Source organism: Wolbachia endosymbiont (group B) of Germaria angustata (assembly GCF_964026725.1).
Taxonomy (GTDB): Bacteria; Pseudomonadota; Alphaproteobacteria; order Rickettsiales; family Anaplasmataceae; genus Wolbachia; species Wolbachia pipientis_C.
In genome coordinates, this window is the sequence record NZ_OZ034691.1 from 557,872 (window position 1) to 577,351 (window position 19,480).

Sequence of the window (19,480 nt, forward strand, 5' to 3'; positions counted from 1 at the left end):
ACTTTTGCATAACTTAAAAAATCTTTTCACTAAAAGAGAAGGCTTTCAAATTGGTAAAAAGAATTAAGTGTAGACAGCTACCTCTTTATATCATTTAGCAAATTTCTCATTTTTTTTTTACTTTTCCAAAGAATCCTTCAGATTTCTGCTCTACACTTTCATGTTCCTCTTCCTCAAGCGCTTTTAATAGCTCAATCTGCTTTTGGGTTAAATTCTTTGGATTTAAAGTCTCAACTATTACCTGTACGTATAAATCACCACGAGCATGTGAGTTCATATATGGCATACCCTTTTCCCTACAACGTAGTTTGGTACCAGTTTGAGTGCCTTCAGGGACCTTTACTTTTATTTTAGCTCCATCAATTGATTGAATATCGATTTCACCACCAAGTACTGCTAGTGTCATTCTTATAGGCACTTTACAGTGTAAATCTGCTCTATTGCGAGTGAAGATCTGATGAGTAGCTATTTTCACACATACGTATAAATCTCCGCTTTTTCCACCTCTTGCTCCAGCTTCTCCTTTACCACTGACCCTTACCTTAGCTCCTTCTTCTATGCCTTTTGGAATTGAAACGGAGATATTTACTTCATCTCTTTTACGCCCACTTCCACCGCATTTCTTACATTTATTTTGTATTATTTCTCCTTCCCCATAGCATGTAGTACACGTTCTTTCAATGGTAAAAAAGCCCTGTTGAGTTCTAATTCTACCGCTTCCCTGGCATGTGTTGCACTGAACTGGTTTGATTACTCCTTCGCTACCTGTGCCTTGGCATGTATTACATTTTATATTTGTCACATAATGTATAGGTGCTTGTATTCCTTTAAATGCATCTTCTAAGGTAATTTTAAGATCGTAGCGCAGATCTGATCCAGATACTCCTGTTGTACTTCTTTTTGTTCTTGACCTACTTGTACTGCCGCCGAATCCTCCACCAAAAAAATCGTTAAATATATCGCTAAAATCCCCTCCAGCTTGGCTGAAATCAAATCCACCGGAAGCACCATCGTGACCATAACGATCATAACCTGCTCTTTTTTCAGAGTCAGATAGAACTTCATATGCAGCTGTTACTTCTTTAAATTTTTCCTCTGCTTCCTTATTACCAGGATTTCTGTCAGGATGATATTTTAATGCTAGTTTTTTATATGCTTTTTTTATCTCGTCAGTACTAGCATTTCTGCTCACTTCTAGCAGATCATAATAGTCTTTTTTGTTCATATATAATAGCTCAGTATTTTACCTTTAAAGATAGGTATTACACATATGAATTTCAAGCATGACCTCTATTTCCTATAAAATATGGTGCACCCTGAGCGACTTGAACGCCCGACCTTTTGATCCGTAGTCAAATGCTCTAATCCAACTGAGCTAAGGGTGCTTGCACAAAGTTGACTTTAACAGATTTTATAGCTTATTTCAATTGGTTTAGCTAAAAATAAAACTCTTATCATGTATGAAACCTGTAAGAAATTGTACTAGCTCTCTTAAAGGATAACTTAAGTTAACAGTTTCCAATTACTTTGATTTTAGAACCGCTATCCGAATAAGAGCTTTTCACATTATACTACCAAGCTGCTAACAAATAGCGGAATGACGGTTATAGTTAAATCTAAACTATTTTGGCTATATCAGAAGACGGGTTATGCAGAAACCTTAAAATACTTCTTGCTTGCCAAGGAGAATAAATACATTCCTACAAACAAGCAGATACTCAATATCGATGCATAGGAAAACTTGAAAATTAAATCTTTAATATATCTTGATAAGCATTTACCTGCAGAAATTTTGTATAGTAGTCCAACACAAACAATCGTACTATCAATGACTGATGCTATAATTAAAGTGATGAAATTTGCCATATGAAAATTCAATTTGGACTTTAATTTTTTTAAAATAACTATGCTTGAGAGAAGAGAGACTAGAATTGCAGTATATGAAACCAATATTACCAAACTAAAATTTTGCAATTTAAAAAGACAGCATATCACCGTACACACTATTAAGCTGTAAGTAGCTTTGCTTCTACCATGAAACTCAACCATTGAGTTTACAACTAAAGTAGCTCCTACAAATAAGGTAGCACATATCATTAATTTATTTGAAGTGTTAAGTAAAGAAAGACTGATAAGCAAGAGTATTGATAAAATGGACATAATCACCTACCCAAATTTAATAACATGCATTTATTTTAATCAGACATTACACATAATGAAAAATTTGTCTAGCGTAATCAAAAGTTATTTAAACTAGTACCTAAGTCTTTCAAATCTATTCTTATAATATCCTTTATATTGAGAGCTTTCTCCTCTGTCACTTTTCCAATACATGAAAAAACTATACCTTTAAACAATTCTTCAAACTTCCGCTGATTTTGCGGGGCAATGGTTACTAATATTCTACTTTGCGATTCAGAAAACATTATTATCTTGTTTATTATGTCTGTATTTTGTGTTTTTCCTATTGGTACTAGTGAAAGATCAATTTCAGCACCAAGGTCTCCTGCAATTAGCGATTTTGCCAGAGCAATAATTAAGCCCCCTAAGTTTGGTGCAATTGCAGAGACAATTATGCCATCTTTTATTGCCTGGTTGTAACGTTCATACAACTTCCTAGCGCTCTTTGCATTAACTTTTGGCACGTTGTTATTATCTATTCCACTATATAACTGATATTCAGATCTACCAAGCTCATCGTGGGTTGTACCAAGCACATATATCAAGTCCCCTGGTATTTTCACATCAAGCGATACCGCATTTTCAATATTTTCTATAATTCCAATTGCTGAGATGAGTAATGAAGGTGGTGCAGAGATTATCACTTTCTCGCCATTTTCGTCATATCCCTTGAAGTCATTGAACATACTGTCTTTTCCGGATATGAATGGTGTTTTAAATGCAGTTGCAAAGTTGTAACAAGCCTCTGCAGCTCTCTTTAGTTGCCACAACCTTTCTGGATTATAAGCATCGCACCAGCAAAAATTGTCGAGTAACGCTAGATGATTTATATTTCCTCCTGCAGCTACGTAGTTGCGTATGGCAGTGTCAATCGCACATGCTGCCATGTGATAAGTGTCAATTTCTCCATAACTTGAGCCAAATCCCTGCGATTTTACAACACCTTTGTTTGAAGAAAGGACTGGCCTCGAGACAACAGCTTCGCTGCACACTCTTCCCTTGCCTTGCAGTGGTTTCAGTATTGACGATCCTTGAACCTCATGGTCATATTGCACCACTATAAACTCTTTGCTGCGTATGTTTGGTCTGCTTAGCATTTCTTTTAGTTCAAAGGTGTTATGCAAGTAGCTGATACTGGAATCCATTTCACATTCAATTCCACCATTAGATGAGTTTTGGCGTAAAATGTTTGCAGGCTTTACCTGCTGGATCCCAGTGTAAAGCGCTGGGATGGCAGAAAAAGATACAGCAGACTCCTTAGACCACGGCCTTGTCTGTAAATGCACTTTAGGATTACTGTCATGCAGAAATTCAGTTTCGATGTCCATTATTACTTCTCCTGGGGGACATTTAACAACGGCTTTGCCACTTTTGTTGAATTCTCCAATTACACAGACCTCCACATCATGTGTTTTCATGATTTGCTTAAACGCAGGAAGATTTTCTTCTGGCACTGCTAAGGTCATTCTCTCTTGTGATTCTGATATCCATATTTCCCACGGAGCCATACCATCGTTTTTAAGGAGAACCTTGCTCAAATCAACTTCAAATCCGTCTTTTCCCATTTCACCAATGGACGATGATAGACCTCCTGCTCCATTATCCGTTATTGCATTATAAAGACCAAGATCTCTTGCTTCTACGACGGCGTTGGATAATTTTTTTTGTGTTATAGGGTCACCAATTTGCACAATTGTTGAAGGACTGTTTCCCGACAATGCCTCTGAAGAAAAAGTTGCACCGTGAATTCCGTCCCTTCCAACTCTTCCACCAATAATTACAATTTTATCACCGTTTTTGGGTTCTTTTATGTGTGAAGGTGCATTATTTATATTCCGTGGAATAATTCCGATGCTTCCAACAAAAACTAATGGCTTTCCACAGAATCTATCGTCAAAGTATACTGATCCAAGTTGCGTTGGAATACCGGAGCAATTACCAGCAACATTAACACCGTGAATCACTTCTTTCATTATATATTTTGGTGGTAAGATTTTATCAGTACGCTCTTTATCTCTATAAAGTTTACCTTTTGATTCTTTGGCAAAGCAAAAGTAATAAGTATTCATGATAGGTTCTGCACCTTTGCCAAAACCGACTATATCTCGGTTAACTCCAAGCACTCCAGTCATTGCTCCACCGAACGGATCGAGAGCTGAAGGACTATTGTGAGTTTCAACTTTATCTACAATCAAGTAATCGTCATCAAAAATTATTCCTCCTGCGTTGTCGGAGAAAACTGACACGCATATGTTAGAATTTATCTCACGCGTTGCACGCTTAATATAATGAGCATATAGACCGTCTTTTATTTCATCAATAGGGGAGCAAAAAATATTGTGTTTACAATGTTCAGACCAAGTTTGTGCCAGAGACTCAAGTTCAATATCATATGGATTTCTACCGAGTTTTTTAAAGTAATCCTTTATAGCTTTCATTGCTGCCAGCGAGAGCCCTAAAGTGCCATTACCATCGATTCCATTTCTGCTGATTTTTTCAAGCTCTTGGTCACTCACATTGAGTTTGACAGATTTTGCTCCATTATTACCTGGCGTCATCCCAGTGCTTGACACTGGGATCCATTCTTTTTTTTCCTGGTCATGCGATGTAATGACACCAGGTGTGATATTGGATTTACCATAATATTTCCAGCTATAGTTCTTACAGATAAGTGTGCAATATTCAGTGATAGGGTTGAATTCTTGTTTTATATCATCTTTAGTTGGCAAGTTCCCTTGACTTAGAATCAATTTTGAACTTCTTGCCTTGATAGAAACACTTTCATCAATGTGGCCTTTGCTCATTAGATATTCTCTAACAATTTGTTTTGCCGTGTTTCCTACGTTATCGGTCATGCCAGGTAAAAAGCTTATCTCCAAGCCCCACTTTGCTTGTGATTCTATGAAGTTATATTGAACTTCTTTAAGGTTTTCATTGTAGGAATAATAACGGCAGTCTTGTATGACTTTATTATAAAATAGCCCACAAATTTCTTCATGTAATTTTGATGGTAATTCTTTGCTTATGTAAATCAAGTAAACATTAACTACCCTTCTGCGGCCAACTTGTTCACATTTATTAAAAACTTCTATTCTGATGTTTGCCATGTAATATTGTGAAAGACTTTAATATATCATAGCATAAGAAACTGCGAGCACATTTATATTTTAAATAATTTCTATACAATAAAAGTGTTGTATTAATTGTTACTGTTAGTGGGAAGAGTTTTTACTGTTAATGTGAATGAGTCCCTTTTTGATGTGCTGGTTCAGCACATATTTTCTGAATATGAAAGAGAAAAAATTCCCGAGATAAAGATCATACTTCCCTGCAAGAGGGATGTGATAGCATTGCTGAGTGCATTCAAGAATTACAGAACTATAATTTTGCCAGAGATAGTTTCACTAGAAAACATTGATGAAGAAGATTTAATATTAAATCTTGATAGAGTTAAAGTTATTAACCCGACAAAGAGAACGCTGCTACTCATTCAATTTATATTGGAGTGGAATAAAAAACACAATGATAGTTTTCCAATCGATCTAGTTTACAGTTTGCCGTCATTACTTCAATATACCCAAATAGCGGATTGTTATCAGCTTGATGAGCATTCGAAGAAAATGGAGAATTTCATAAACTTACTTATCAAGACTTGGAGTAACACTTTAAAAAATTTAGGAGTAGTAGATATACTAAAGCATAAGAGTGACTACATAAACAATATGATAGCCTCCCTGAAGAAAGATCAGCATATGATCTTTATTGGAATTGGGAAGGAGGAGATTTATAAGTCGTTGATTAAAGCTGTATACGACCTGCAATTTGGAAAGATAATTTTACCTAATCTGAATTTGAAAATTAAAGAGAAAGATTGGCAATCACTTGATAAAAAACATTATCAATATTGCCTGAAAGATCTGCTCGATTATTTAAGTATAGGCAGAGAGGATGTAAGTTTTCTGCCAGAAGTGTGTTCTCCAGTGCCCAGACGCTCGGATCCAGAAAACTTAACTTTAAATGAGTGCACCAGGTGGCTGTACAATAGAAACTGGATTCCAGTGTCAAGCACTAGAATGACATCATCTACTACTCAAATTACCTGCAAATTACAATGTTCGTACACTAAAAATCAGAGGGCTGGGATGACAGGCAGTCCTGAACTAGATTATGTCTTTGATACAACTGCCGATCTAAGTAAAGTTAGTAATGGATATATTGACAATATTGAAGTCATCACTTGTAATTCCAGAGAGGAAGAAGCACAGGTGACGTCACTAATTATAGAGAATGAAGGTTATGAAAACGTTTCTTTGTTTGTTTTTGATAAATTACTTGCAGTTCGTATGGCGTGCCCCATATCGGAAAACTATTCTTATGTGACGCTTCTGCTTTATAGTATTGAGATTTTGAACTCAAAATGGAACGGTGTGGCATTGCTTTCTCTTCTTAAACATAGGCTAGTGACTTTTGGTTACGCTCAAGAAGAGTACACTCGTATTTTATCTGAGTTTGAGATAGAAGTATTGCGTAGCTTTGATATAAATGGTCTTAAGGATATTATCAACGCTATTAGTACATGTAAAAAGCTAAGATATAAAGAAGATATATTAATTATTATCAGTAGATTGGAAACTATATTTAATCTGTTACTTAATCTTATAAATCATCCTATTTCTGCTATAGTAGCAGCTCATTTACAGTGTGTTAATGTGCTTTCTAATGTGAATTTTCTAGAGCTAAATGGTGAAATAGGTAATTTTACTCGCGATTTCTTAAATGCATGTGACGGTATAGCAATTGAGTGTTCCTTAGAGTTATACAGTCAAATCCTGATATTATTTTTAAAAAGGAAGTTTTTTTCTCCAGAAAATAACTTTGATAAATTTAGCTTATATCAAAATAAAGTTGTAATACTTGCTGGATTTAATGATATACCAAATTTTCAGAATCCGTTTTTGAGTGCACTGAATAGAGAAAAATTTAACCTTCCTTCTGTGCAAGAAGAGCAAGGGTACTTTTTGTATACTTTGCGCAATTTATTTGGTGCCGGCAAGGTTTATATTACGAGGCTAGTGAGTGATAGAAAATCAATTCTATTGCGCCATTTGGAAGTTCTGTTACAAGAACCAAAATATCCTTACCGCGATTGGCTAAGAATATTAAATACACCTGAGTGTATTGTTCCATGTACTCAGCCTATGCCAAAACCTCAAGCCAAAGTCAGAGAAGAAAAAATGCAAGTGATGTCTTGCAGTGCGGTAGAAAAACTGATTCGTAACCCTTATTCATTTTATGTTGAATACATACTGAACCTTAGAAAGTTGAAAGACTTAAATTTTAAGCCATCGATATTGGAATTCGGCACTATGGTACATAACATTCTTGCAAGATATTTACGCAACAAAAAGTCACCAATGAGTATTGCACGAGAAGTGTTCTCAACTAGTCAGTTTAATTTTTCAAATATGTGGTGGGTAAGGTTACAGAGGATAATTCAATCTTTTGTTGAGTTTGATAGGACTAGAAACAATCAAGTTGAGTTGGAGAAGAGCTTTTCCTATCCGATATTTCATATTCCAGCGCGTGACACACAACTGCGCGGATGCTGTACAACTTCCACTAAGAATAAGGGTGTCATCCCAGTGCTTGACTACTTGGATCCAGAAAATTTGATTGCAAATGAACACACCAGACAATTGTGTAATAAGAGCTGGTCAGATACTCGAATGACAGAAGAAATTTTATTGACAGCAAGATGTGATAGAGTTGAGTATCTACCAGGTGGGCAAGTAGCAATTATAGACTATAAACTTGGTTCACCACCTTCCAATGAGGAAGTTATGTCAGGATTTTTCCCGCAATTAATTTTACAAGCTTTAGCAGTGGAATACACAACAAAAAAAGAAGTCTCGGAGCTTGCTTATTGGAAACTTGATTATGATAAAATAAAGGTTATTGCTTTGAAAGATTATAGACAAAAAATGCATGAATTTCAGAATATTCTACCAGATTTCTTATCTAATTATTTAAGAGATACTACTCCCTTTATTGCCTCTCCTTATTTTGATAAATTCCTGAGATTTAACAGCTACAAACAACTAGAAAGGATAGGGGAGTGGTTATAAATTATATCTCCTCTCATCCAGATCAAAATAGCTGGTTGTACAGCTGGTTTACTAAGTGCAGTAGGAGAATTACTAGATTGTGATATAGACTCATCTTTGCTAGACTCAAATAACCATAAAAAAAACACTAAAAAGTGATTCAATCAATTTTAGCCATTAAAACTTGAATAGTGGCTAAAATAGCTTTAAATTGTATATTTTTAGGAGGGGTATATGCCATCACAAAAACAGCTAAATGCGCAGCTAATTGATGCTGCTAAAGAAGGTGAGCTATGTTTTGTTCAGCAAGCCATACAGGGTGGAGCAATTATTAATACAATAGATGATGATTATGGGAGAACTGCTCTAATGTGGGCTTCCAGAAATGGTCAATTAGAGATAGTACAATACTTGATAGAAGAGGGAGCAAATGTTAATGTAGAATCTCCGGGAAACATAACTGCTCTAATTCATGCTGCTGCCCATGGTCATCTTGAGGTAGTACAACTTCTAATAGCAAATGGAGCTGATTTAAATGTGAAACGTAAAGGTCAATTCCCTGCCCTAACATATGTTATTGTAAATGGCCATACGGAGGTAGCAAAGCTTCTAACTAGATATCATTTAATAGCTAATCTTGATATGTCAATACCTCGCTTGCCTCTTCCTACTTGTATACCAGAGTTGTCATCTTATTGGTATGACTGTAAGGATGAGCTCAATAAAATGAAAGAAGAAGATAGTGAATTATATAATTTTCTTGTAAGTAAGAGAATTAATGAACAGGTAAGAATTTGGACAGAGAGTGAGACAATACAAAATATTTCACAAGATAGATTAAATATAGAATACTCAATCTATGCTAAAGATTTAACAGGTAAAATAGAATTAGTGATATTTTTTCTTAACAACAGGGAAATAATCAATTCTTTATTGCGGTATTATAAGGTAAGAATTCAAACAATTGATCAGGTAAGAAGCCTACTTGATCGTTTCACAAGAGAACATGTAGAGCTTGAAGTAGAAATTGTTCCAGCACAATTAAACTTTAATACTCAAGAATTACAACCCCCTAAACTAAAAACATTATCATTTGCACAAATGATTAACAATCATGCAGGATTATTTTCAGCTGCCAAAAATGGTCAATTAGAAACAGTAAGATACCTGATAGAAAAACAGAAAGAAGATATTAATTCAACAGATCACTATGGAAGAACTGCTCTAATGTGGGCTGCTGGAAGTGGCTATTTAGAGGTAGTACAGTACCTGATAGAAACAGCAAAAGCAAATGTTAATGTGAAAGATGGCTATGAAAACACTGCTCTGAATTATGCTACTAGAAACGGGCATTTAGATGTAAAAGAATATCTGAAAGGTTACATACAAAAAGAACTGCGGAAGAAATACGTCTGCATTGGCGTGAGTGGTGCAATAGGTTATGTTGCAGGTATGACAATATCATGTTCTGCGGGAGCAGCGATTGCAGTTTGTGCAGCATCAGCTACCATTAGTCTAGCGTTAGGTGCAATTTTTGGTTATACAGTTGTAGAAGTAAAAAAAGAGAAAGCAAACACAGGTATAGCTTCTGCGCTTAAAGATATTTTCACTATTCAAGCTCTAGGTAGAATAGCCTTATAGAGAGTGAAAGTAGGTTTATTGCTTAAGGTTGCATGATTGCCTTAATAACAATAAAAAAATAATAGAAGCAAAAGATATGGCTTGAAAGTTTTCTAAGGTCTTCACTAAAAATGTCTCAACTTGACACTGAAATACAATTTGATTTAACTAATCATATATGTAGGTAATGTCAAACACTAGAATGAGGAAATATGGATAAAAAAGTTAGAATAGAATCAGATAGCTTAGGAGAAGTAAAAGTACCAAGTGAACATTACTGGGGAGCGCAGACTCAGCGTTCTTTGGAAAATTTCAAAATTGGTACAGAGAAAATGCCAGAGCCCCTGATTAAAGCGCTAGCAATAGTAAAACTTGCAGCAGCACGTGTTAACATGAAACAGGGTAGCATAGATAATAGAGTAGGGGATGCAATCTGCTCAGCTGCAAAGGAAATAATAGACGGTAAATTTAATAATCAATTTCCACTTGTTGTTTGGCAAACCGGGTCTGGGACGCAGACCAATATGAATGTGAATGAAGTGATCAGCAATCGTGCAATAGAAATTTTGGGCGGTGATTTAGGTAGTAAATCTCCAGTGCATCCAAATGATCATGTAAACTGTGGTCAGTCATCAAATGACACTTTTCCAACAGCAATGCATATAGCAGTAGCAGAACAAATAGACCGCTTGCTTATTCCCAATCTTGAAGAATTATATAAAGCGCTAAATAATAAGGTTCATGAATTTAAAGATATAATAAAAGTAGGGCGTACTCATCTGCAAGATGCAACTCCTCTAACACTTGGGCAGGAATTTTCTGGCTATGCAGTTCAGATTAAAAAGGGAATAGAGAGAGTAAAGTCAACTCTAAGCAATGTATATGAACTTGCACAAGGTGGCACTGCAGTTGGCACGGGAATCAATACTAAAAAGGGTTTTGCTGAGGATTTTGCTAAAGAAGTGGCAAAAATCACTAATTTTCCATTTATTTCAGCAAAAAATAAGTTTGAAGCACTAGCAGCAAATGATGCTTTAGTTGAGCTCAGTGGAGCACTCAATACAGTAGCAGTAAGCTTGATGAAAATTGCAAATGATATAAGGTTACTTGGTTCTGGTCCAAGATGTGGAATTGGAGAAATAATGTTACCAGAAAATGAGCCTGGCTCTTCAATCATGCCGGGTAAGGTGAATCCAACTCAATGCGAAGCAGTGACTATGGTATGTGCTCAGGTTATGGGAAATCATGTTGCCGTGACAATTGGTGGCTCAAATGGTCACTTTGAATTGAACGTGTTTAAGCCGGTGATAATTTACAATGTTTTGCAGTCTATAAGACTTTTAGCTGATGCAAGTTTAAATTTTGCAGAGAAATGCGTAGTTGATATTAAAGCAAACGAAGAAAGAATAAAGGATTTACTAAATCAGTCGTTAATGCTAGTTACTATATTAAATACGCATATAGGATATGACAATGCAGCAAAAATAGCGAAGCTTGCTTATAAAGAAAATATCACTCTAAAAGAAGCAGCAGCAAAACTTCAACTGCTCACTGAGGAGGAGTTTGAAAGGATAGTGAAACCAGAGGAGATGGTAGGTTAAACTACCACCTTTTTTTGTCCCTAGTTAATTGTGGTAATATGTATGGAACTTTGCTGGTTGCTCTACATATACCTCTTCTAAATCACTTAGAGCGTGGTCATTGTGATTAAAGCCATATCTCTTAACCATCTCATCTAGCGTAACAGAGCTTAGAGAGAAACTGAACTCTGGCAATGGATTCACATTTGAGGATTGCAGACTAGTTAATGGCTCTCCGCCATTTATTTGAGAGTCTAGGAAAGTTAGCTCATCTTCCAGGCTAGTATGTTCTTCTGGCACTGAACTATCATTAACTGTTGAATCTTCCTTTACTATATTGCTGAATTGATTATGGAATTCAGCAAAACCAGGAAATGGAATTACTGATATGCACTGGCGCTTTGCTGGTGGCTCCACTGTAGATATTTTGTCTATTCCATTATCAAACTCACATTCAGCAACTATTTGTTCTAATGTAGCAAAACTTGGAAGAAAATTTTCTAAACTTAGCTCTGAAAATTCATTCAGATCATCTCTCTTTCTTTTGTGTACTAACGGTTCATTTTCATAAGAAAAGTCTGGTCTACTATCAAATGTATGTTCAACAACTGTTTCCTCGAATGCAGGAGTTATAGGAGATAAATTTAACTCTGGCAAATCATCCACAATTGAGGATTGCAGACTAGTTACTCCATTTATCAAATAGTTATAATAAGACTCTGGGGATAATTGCTCACCTTCTAGGCTATCTGATATATTCTCGTTCGACGTAAAACTACTACTAGTTGTCGAATTTTCTAGTACTATATTGCGGAATTGATTATGGAATTCAGCAAAACCCTCAAATGGAGGTACTATTTGGCTACATAATTGATCCTCTTTGTCAGAAGAAAGTTCTAGTCTAGTATCAAATGTATGTTCAACAACTGTTTCCTCGAATGCAGGAGTTATAGGAGAGAAATCTGCTGCTGGCAAATCATCATTGCTTAAGTAAAAATTCTTTAAGACAAGCTTAGCTTTGCCTGTTGTTTTTTTCTTCAAATGTACTCTATAATCTTCTTTTTGCTGAGGATTCAGTTGATTAAATAGAGTTTTAAATAAAGTATATCTGGGAATAATACAATCGAGTGTATTGAAAGCAAACTTTTGAGGTAACTGATTAAAGATAGAAAGTGCTTCTTTCTTATCTAGAGCATTTAGTATGCCGGACATAGCTGAAGAGCCTTGAGGCTTTGCTTTAACATGCTTTATATATTGATTTTTATGGTTAGTGCTAAGGTTATTAAATGCTTTTCTAAATTTATTTGTTTGGTCAGAGTTAATTAACTTGTTTAAATTTTTCACCACTTCGTCGCTTATACTACCATGCATTTCTTTACCACCATCAAAGTTAATATATTAATATTATATGAACTTTGATGATAAAATCAATATAAAATATTTAAAAATTAATTATTTTTCTAATAAAAATAGAAAATCTATAATTTTTTTTATTTTCCTGATTTGTGTCTGTTTTGCTTTCTATAGCTAACCCAAATTAGGTTTACATACTGTAATTGCTATTGAATGGTGGAGAGACATACTCCATTATTTTAGCACGAAGTAACAAATTCAATGAATTGGTTCTTCAAAGATAATTTAAACTTTTACAGTAGGAGCAGTCTCATGAAGTATTATAGCGGATTAGATGTCTCACTCAAAGAAACTTTTATTAGTATCGTTGATGAGAAAGGAAAAATTGTTAAAGAAGAAGTTGTTGCAAGCAAAAGTGACGCAATAGCTAAGTACCTGCTTGACCAAAGCAAAGGATACGAATCCATAGGAATAGAAAGTGGACAACTATCAATATCAATGTGCAAAGAGCTGAGAAATTTTGGATTACCAGTAACTTGTGTGGATGCAAGGCATATGGCAGCAGCATTATCTGCAAGAATCAATAAGAATGATAAAAATGATGCAAGAGGTATAGCACAGATGATGAGAGCTGGGCTATTTAAAGAGGTATTAGTAAAATCAGACGAAGCTTGCCAGATTAAAGTGGTGCTTGGGAGCAGAAGACAATTAATATGTAGCAGAAAGAAAATTGAGGGAACAATAAGAGGGTTATTGAAAATACACGGGATAAAAGTTGATCAGCGTTCCAGATCTGCAAGTTTCGCTTTAAAAGTGCAGGAAATAATTAATGAGCTAGATGAAATTAGCAAGAATTCAATTGAAGCATTAGTACATAGCTTAGAAACAATAGAAGAATCAATAGGAAAGCTTGATAAAATACTTTCAGAGCAAGGCAAAAAAGACGAGGATTGTAAATTATTAACTACTGTACCAGGAGTTGGTATTATAGTAGCAATGACATATAAAGCTGCAATAGATGATCCGTATAGGTTTGAAACATCTTATACAGTTGGAGCCTATATGGGGTTGAGCCCAAGACAATACGCTTCTGGAGAGATTGATAGGCATGGAAGTATATCAAAAATGGGACCAGTAGAATGTAGGAATATGCTGTACGAAGCTGCACAAGTCTTACTAGTAAAATGTAAAAGGACATTTAAATTGAGGAGTTGGGGATTAAGGATTGCAAAAAAGAAGGGTATGAAAAAAGCAATTGTTGCTGTAGCACGTAAGTTGTCTGTAATCATGCATAAAATGTTGGTTAACAAAACAGAATTTTGTTACTAATAAATGCAAAAAAGTAGATAATTTTATGTAAAGTAAAGATAGCAATGCCGATGGAAGGGATAAGCAAGAGCTCCGGTTGAAGCATAGACTTCGTAGTTTACATGTTGCCGTCCACTTCCGCCTAACAAGTATAGTGCGGCTTGGCTAAAATATAAACTAGCCATATCAGACCGCGGAGAGAACCATGGAAGCGTGCTATTTTAACTTATATAAAATCATTAAGGCTATGGGGGAAAAAATGATACCTTAGTTTTTATAAGCTTAATGAATATGTGGATAAATACTTTAAATGTGTGTAGGCGTATTTATCCACATATTCATTGGCTACACTAATTTAAAAGGGGTTAATTAGAAATTTAGTACTAGTTTTTAGTTGCCGATAAGGCACTCTTTGATTGAACAAAACAACATGATAGTAAATAAAAGGTTGTATTAGAGCTGAATTTTACATCAGAAAATATTTTTCATGATACAAAAAAAATTATTATTGACTTGTATGCAATTAGAGAACCGGAACAAATTTTATAAATAATTTAAGTTAGCGCGTGAAGCTGGAATCCAGATTTTTAGCTATGGTCAAGCCATAGGATGACAAATTAGACCCCAGACTATGCAAGAAATCTAAGGCGAATTATCTTTCATGGTCTGTCTTTGTTTTTTCTACTTTCGTGACAGGAGTTACCAATGGATTATCAATTTGCTTTAAACCTTCACTTGCGCTTTGATCTTGATTTGAAAGGAGCTTATTTTGTTGTTGCCCTTCATCGTTTGAAGTGCTTTTTTGAGTAGTTCCTTTTATATCCTCTACACTCTTTTTATCTTCATCAAAAAGTTTTTTGAATATTTTCTTCAGAAAACGTACCAAAAAGCCTTCTTCTTTTTGATTTTCTTTCAATTGAGCTATATTTTTCTTTTCACTTAACTGAGATTTTTTATTATTAGATTTTTTTTCTGTAGCATTCCTATCCACTGAGACTTGTTTTAACGAAATTTCAGGCTTTTTGTCGCTAGGTTTATCTTTTATAGGATCTTTGCTTACTGAAGGTTGTACTGTATCTGTTTGAACAGAAATCTTTTTTTGTTCAAAGTTTTTATTTTCTGAAATAGCTCTTCCAGGAGTATCTATTTCGCTAACTGAGTCACGAATTTTGTCTTTTTGTACAGAGGTCTTTTCTTGTTCAAAGTTTTTATTTTCTGAAACGGATCTTCCAGAAGTATTTGTTTCGCTAACTGAGTCACGAATTTTGTCTGTTTGCACAGAGGTCTTTTCTTGTTTATTTTGATCAGAAATTTTGCCTTCTAATGTAGTTTGAGATTTTTTATTACTTTCAAACTCTGCAACTTTTTTACTTGTAAAAACGTCTTTTCCTTCGAATTTCTGTTTAAATCCAGCAATCTTTTCAAAATCTTCAGCTATTTTTTTGGCTGCACGATCCATTCGACCTTCAAGATTATGAATCAATTTTTTAATAATCTTCACTTCATCTGTACGCCCTTTTTGAGCTTTAAGCTCCCGGGACAATTCAACAATAATTTTTACTTTATCTTCCAATGAAGAATTTTCTGGAAAAACATCTTTAAGTTCCCGATTCAATTCGACGATCTTTTCAAAATCTTTAGCTACTTTTTTAACTGCACGGTTCATTCGATCTCTAAGACTACGATTTAATTTTGCAATAGTCTTGATTTTATCTCCCAGTGAAGAATTATCTGCTGCAGAAATATCTTTTAACCTTTTCCCGGGATTTTCTTTGGTTACTTGCCTTTTGTAAGCTTTAAGTTCCTGGCGGAAATCATTGATAATATTCACTTTATCTTCCAGCGACGTACCTTCTGGAAAAGCACCAGCAAAGACATCCTTGAATTTCTTCTCAATATCTTGTGTATCTTTAAGCTGTGTCATACCTAACTAAATAAAAGCTTATATTAAAATCAGTATATTAGTTGATTATGTAAAAATGGTTAAGACACAAGGAGCACCTCATTTATGCTTTTTTCATCAAAATATCATTTACTTATTAACTTAAAATACGTAACAATATAAAAATGAAAAATAGCCCGTTAGCAGTAGTATTCGATTGGGATAATACCTTAGTTGACACTCAAGATAATATTTCTAATGCCATTCAGCATACCTTGAGTTCAATGGGGTGCAGCAACAAAGTTGCTGATAGAAATTCTCATGAATCAAGAAAGAGCTACATGGTCAATTTGTTTGGTGATCAGTGGAAAAAAGCGAATCAGATATATCAAAAATACCTAGATAATGCACTGTTACAAAATATTACTCTGAACGAAGGAGTAGAGAAAATGCTGCAGACACTCAAAAGCCACAATATTTACCTAGCAATAGTGAGCAATAAGAAAAATACTAATTTACGTCAAGAAGTTGCCTATTTTAAACTAGATTCTTACTTTGAAAGAATAGTTGGCTCATGTGATACTGCAGAAGATAAGCCATCTGCAACTCCACTACTATTTGCACTGGAGGAGAGTACGTTACCTATAAATAGAGAAAATGTGTTTTTTGTTGGTGATAGCATCACAGACATTCTATGTGCACAAAATACCAATTGCTTACCTATTATATACGGCCAATCAATAAGCGGTTATGAAGATTTGTTATATTTTCAACATTTTAATAAACTTACAGAGTTCATAGTAAAGTATTTGAAAGATAGGTGGTAATGACAGAGATCGCTAGTGTACACAGGCGCTTTTGCGCATATTTAATAGATGTAGCAGTTTTATTAATTCCAACCTTACTAATTGTGTTGTTATTAGGGGATTTTCCATTAATTTTACACCTGTCATACATGTGTATAAATTGTGGTTACTTTACATATTTTATATCTTCAACAGCTCAAGCAACTCCTGGTCAACAGTTAATGAATATATATACTACCACTTTAGATAGTTCTAAAATAGGTTTGAGCTTAGCATTTGATCGTACTATCTCTCAGTTTTTTCTTCCTATGCTAAATAATTCAATTATCACCTTTATCAAACTTTTTCAAACATCAGTAAATGCTTTAAGTACACTAGAAGTGATTATAGTGATGCTTACCTTCAGTTGGTATTTAGTTGCTTGCTTCTCTCAGAGGAAACAGGCATTTCATGATGTGCTATTTGATACGATTGTTGTGAGAAAAATGAATTGATGTTGCCTTGATTGTTGTGTAGATTACATTGGTATATTAGCTAAAGAAAGGTTATGAATAAAGAAATAGTAGAACATTTGAATAAATTATTGACTCATGAATTAACTTCCGTACGTCAGTATCTTTTGCATTCTGCGATTCTTAAAAATAGCGGAATCAATAAACTTGCAGAAAAGATGAGAAAGGAGCTTAATGAAGAACTTGAGCATGCAAATAGGCTGGCAGAAAGAATTTTACTGCTTAAGGGCATGCCAAATTTTCAAGATACAAATAAAATCTCAAAGTATGAAGGAAAGTTCACAAAAGATACAATGCAGAAAATCTTAGAAGATAATTCTAACTTAGAAGAAGAAGGTATCAAGGGCATCAAAGAGGCAATTTCCGTTGCTGAAAAAGAAAAGGATTTCGTGAGTGTAATGTTATTAGAAGAACTACTGAAAAATGAGGAAGAGCACTTACATTGGATCAAAGGATAGATTGACCTTATTGAGCTTATGGGTATTGAAAATTACTTGAGAACACAAATATAGAGTGTTAAGAAAAACAGTATTTATTTTCATTATACCTTTTTTACTTCTTTTTTCACTCGGGTTATGGCAGTTATTTAGATTGAGCTGGAAGAATAATATTATCAAAAATATGGATCTTCCAGTTATTCATCTACTGCCTAGTGATAATCTTTCAAAGTTTAACTACAGAAACGTTAAAATCGACGGAATTTTAAGTGATATAGAACTATATGTTTTCGCAGGTCAACGTGGCTATCATGTGCTGTCTCCTATGTTGCTTATCAATGGACATTACATGTTAATAAATAAAGGGATAGTCAGAGAAAAAAAAGAAGAAAAAGCAAAAATTGAAAAAGTAGCTTTGAGTGGAGTTTTATATTGTGATGGTAGCAAAAATTGGTTTATCAAAAATGATATTGCTTCAAATACGTGGTTTACCCTAAATACAGAAGAAATCTCCAATGATCTAGGTATTAAGCTAGAAAAATGTATATTGTGGCAAGACAATTTTGGTGGAAAATTGACTATACAGCCAATTAAGCATTTGGAGTATGCAATTACTTGGTTTGCACTTTCCTTTATTTGTCTCATTATGTGCGTATTTTACTGTAGGCAAAATAGATATAAGTTGTAGGGAGGTAGCATGGAAAAAGAAGAGCTACAAATAGAAAAAATGCAACAAAGAGGAAGTAAATACTTATTACAAGAATTAATTGTATGTCAGTATTGTAAATACACTTATTATGGAATGAGTCATACTAAGGAAGGAAAAAGTTACTATTGTTGTTCCGGAATCCGTTTTGATGAATGTAACAGCAAATCAATATGCGCGGATATACTAGAAGAGGTAATATGGAAAGAAGCGAAGATGGTAAGAGAGCATATAACGAAGGAAAAGTGTGATTTATCAGAGGTAGATTGGGAGACTAAATTTAATATAATTAAAAAGTTAGTTCAGCGTATTGAAATTGATGACGATAATATACATATAGTCTTTCGATTAAAAGAACTCGCTCTCGAAAGACAAAAAGAAGATATTCAACCTTGTACCAGAATTATAAAGAATGTAGTGCTATCAAATGCAATAGGAATGCATAAAGTTAGCAACGCCCTGGCTGCAATATCAGTTGCAGTGAAACTTGGAATTAGTGATGAAGAGATTAAAAAAGGTCTTTTGGAATTTAAAGGAGTAGCAAGGAGATTTTCATTAATTGCCGATATTAAAGGTGTTAAGTTAATTGAGGATTATGCTCACCACCCAAATGAAATACAGGCAACCCTGTCAGCAGCACGTTTGACCACTAAAGGAAAGGTAACAGGAATTATCGAGCCGCTTCGTTTTGCTCGTATTCGTAATTTTTTTGATGAGTTCGTACGAATTTTCATGATGTTTGATTATGTAATTCTCACTCCTATCCACCCTCCAGAAGATAAGCCTATTTCTGGCTGTGGAATTGATGATATACAAAAAGCCTTGATCAGTAATGGGTTTAATGATGTGAAGATTATGAATGATGCTTTACTCATTTCACATTTTATTAGTAATTCGACAAGTTCAGGAGATGTAGTATTATTTATTGGTGCTGGTAGTAATATAGCTAAACTAGCAAGAGAAGCTGCAAAGCTGCTGCTAGTAAAATAAA

Annotated in this window: 14 protein-coding genes and 1 tRNA gene; 9 read left to right on the forward strand and 6 right to left on the reverse strand. The window is 34.6% G+C overall.

Going from position 1 to position 19,480, the window contains the following annotated elements:
• Window positions 1-106: 106 nt before the first annotated feature.
• The 4 genes from dnaJ to AAGD63_RS02795 form a co-directional block, all read right to left on the reverse strand.
• On the reverse strand, window positions 107-1,225 hold the full coding sequence (gene dnaJ / locus AAGD63_RS02780) for a molecular chaperone DnaJ (protein WP_341813741.1): 1,119 nt from the start codon (window positions 1,223-1,225) through the stop codon (window positions 107-109).
• 82 nt (window positions 1,226-1,307) lie between these two features.
• Window positions 1,308-1,385: transfer RNA gene (locus tag AAGD63_RS02785), tRNA-Arg, on the reverse strand.
• A gap of 262 nt (window positions 1,386-1,647) precedes the next feature.
• Entirely contained in the window at window positions 1,648-2,160 is a 513-nt protein-coding gene (locus tag AAGD63_RS02790) for a hypothetical protein (protein ID WP_015588585.1), read from the reverse strand.
• Window positions 2,161-2,237: 77 nt separating this feature from the next.
• A complete protein-coding gene (locus AAGD63_RS02795; RefSeq protein WP_341813742.1) occupies window positions 2,238-5,288 on the reverse strand; it encodes a phosphoribosylformylglycinamidine synthase subunit PurL in 3,051 nt (1,016 codons plus the stop codon).
• A 108-nt stretch (window positions 5,289-5,396) separates the two neighbouring features.
• Here AAGD63_RS02795 and AAGD63_RS02800 point away from each other — a divergent pair, with 108 nt between their 5' ends.
• The 3 genes from AAGD63_RS02800 (at window position 5,397) to fumC (ending at window position 11,506) form a co-directional block, all read left to right on the forward strand.
• Window positions 5,397-8,306 carry a WPE palindromic element domain-containing protein gene (locus AAGD63_RS02800; protein ID WP_341813743.1) on the forward strand — a complete coding sequence of 970 codons (2,910 nt, stop codon included), beginning with the start codon at window positions 5,397-5,399 and terminating at the stop codon, window positions 8,304-8,306.
• Window positions 8,307-8,519: 213 nt separating this feature from the next.
• Window positions 8,520-9,926 carry an ankyrin repeat domain-containing protein gene (locus AAGD63_RS02805; RefSeq protein WP_341813744.1) on the forward strand — a complete coding sequence of 469 codons (1,407 nt, stop codon included), beginning with the start codon at window positions 8,520-8,522 and terminating at the stop codon, window positions 9,924-9,926.
• A gap of 191 nt (window positions 9,927-10,117) precedes the next feature.
• The gene (gene fumC / locus AAGD63_RS02810) at window positions 10,118-11,506 is read left to right on the forward strand and encodes a class II fumarate hydratase (protein ID WP_341813745.1); all 1,389 of its coding nucleotides are present in this window, start codon (window positions 10,118-10,120) and stop codon (window positions 11,504-11,506) included.
• A 24-nt stretch (window positions 11,507-11,530) separates the two neighbouring features.
• Here the strand turns inward: fumC and AAGD63_RS02815 are convergent, their stop codons facing one another.
• Window positions 11,531-12,856 carry a hypothetical protein gene (locus AAGD63_RS02815; RefSeq protein WP_341813746.1) on the reverse strand — a complete coding sequence of 442 codons (1,326 nt, stop codon included), beginning with the start codon at window positions 12,854-12,856 and terminating at the stop codon, window positions 11,531-11,533.
• Between the two features lie 243 nt (window positions 12,857-13,099).
• Here AAGD63_RS02815 and AAGD63_RS02820 point away from each other — a divergent pair, with 243 nt between their 5' ends.
• Window positions 13,100-14,167 (forward strand): IS110 family transposase, encoded by a 1,068-nt coding sequence (locus AAGD63_RS02820; RefSeq protein ID WP_264337368.1) that lies wholly within the window; start codon window positions 13,100-13,102, stop codon window positions 14,165-14,167.
• A 631-nt stretch (window positions 14,168-14,798) separates the two neighbouring features.
• Here AAGD63_RS02820 and AAGD63_RS02825 read toward each other — a convergent pair.
• Complete coding sequence (locus tag AAGD63_RS02825; RefSeq protein ID WP_341813747.1) at window positions 14,799-15,977, reverse strand: hypothetical protein; 1,179 nt, start codon at window positions 15,975-15,977, stop codon at window positions 14,799-14,801.
• A 236-nt stretch (window positions 15,978-16,213) separates the two neighbouring features.
• Here AAGD63_RS02825 and AAGD63_RS02830 point away from each other — a divergent pair, with 236 nt between their 5' ends.
• From AAGD63_RS02830 to AAGD63_RS02850, 5 genes are read left to right on the forward strand one after another with little or no spacing between them, the layout of a single operon-like run.
• Window positions 16,214-16,855: an HAD-IA family hydrolase gene (locus tag AAGD63_RS02830; protein ID WP_341813748.1), complete on the forward strand. Its 642-nt coding sequence runs from the start codon at window positions 16,214-16,216 to the stop codon at window positions 16,853-16,855.
• Complete coding sequence (locus tag AAGD63_RS02835; protein ID WP_341813749.1) at window positions 16,855-17,328, forward strand: RDD family protein; 474 nt, start codon at window positions 16,855-16,857, stop codon at window positions 17,326-17,328. The genes AAGD63_RS02830 and AAGD63_RS02835 overlap by 1 nt, the downstream gene beginning before the upstream one ends.
• Before the next feature lie 53 nt (window positions 17,329-17,381).
• On the forward strand, window positions 17,382-17,804 hold the full coding sequence (locus AAGD63_RS02840; RefSeq protein ID WP_341813750.1) for a bacterioferritin: 423 nt from the start codon (window positions 17,382-17,384) through the stop codon (window positions 17,802-17,804).
• Window positions 17,805-17,859: 55 nt separating this feature from the next.
• The gene (locus AAGD63_RS02845; protein WP_341813752.1) at window positions 17,860-18,471 is read left to right on the forward strand and encodes an SURF1 family protein; all 612 of its coding nucleotides are present in this window, start codon (window positions 17,860-17,862) and stop codon (window positions 18,469-18,471) included.
• Window positions 18,472-18,480: 9 nt separating this feature from the next.
• Complete coding sequence (locus AAGD63_RS02850) at window positions 18,481-19,479, forward strand: glutamate ligase domain-containing protein (RefSeq protein ID WP_341813753.1); 999 nt, start codon at window positions 18,481-18,483, stop codon at window positions 19,477-19,479.
• The last annotated feature ends 1 nt before the right edge of the window (window position 19,480 follow it).

Bases quoted from the DNA above. Each gene is read 5' to 3' on its own strand.
- dnaJ (WP_341813741.1), bottom strand. From the start codon at position 1,225: ATGAACAAAAAAGACTATTATGATCTGCTAGAAGTGAGCAGAAATGCT.
- AAGD63_RS02790 (WP_015588585.1), bottom strand. From the start codon at position 2,160: ATGTCCATTTTATCAATACTCTTGCTTATCAGTCTTTCTTTACTTAAC.
- AAGD63_RS02795 (WP_341813742.1), bottom strand. From the start codon at position 5,288: ATGGCAAACATCAGAATAGAAGTTTTTAATAAATGTGAACAAGTTGGC.
- AAGD63_RS02805 (WP_341813744.1), top strand. From the start codon at position 8,520: ATGCCATCACAAAAACAGCTAAATGCGCAGCTAATTGATGCTGCTAAA.
- fumC (WP_341813745.1), top strand. From the start codon at position 10,118: ATGGATAAAAAAGTTAGAATAGAATCAGATAGCTTAGGAGAAGTAAAA.
- AAGD63_RS02815 (WP_341813746.1), bottom strand. From the start codon at position 12,856: ATGCATGGTAGTATAAGCGACGAAGTGGTGAAAAATTTAAACAAGTTA.
- AAGD63_RS02820 (WP_264337368.1), top strand. From the start codon at position 13,100: ATGAATTGGTTCTTCAAAGATAATTTAAACTTTTACAGTAGGAGCAGT.
- AAGD63_RS02830 (WP_341813748.1), top strand. From the start codon at position 16,214: ATGAAAAATAGCCCGTTAGCAGTAGTATTCGATTGGGATAATACCTTA.
- AAGD63_RS02835 (WP_341813749.1), top strand. From the start codon at position 16,855: ATGACAGAGATCGCTAGTGTACACAGGCGCTTTTGCGCATATTTAATA.
- AAGD63_RS02840 (WP_341813750.1), top strand. From the start codon at position 17,382: ATGAATAAAGAAATAGTAGAACATTTGAATAAATTATTGACTCATGAA.
- AAGD63_RS02850 (WP_341813753.1), top strand. From the start codon at position 18,481: ATGGAAAAAGAAGAGCTACAAATAGAAAAAATGCAACAAAGAGGAAGT.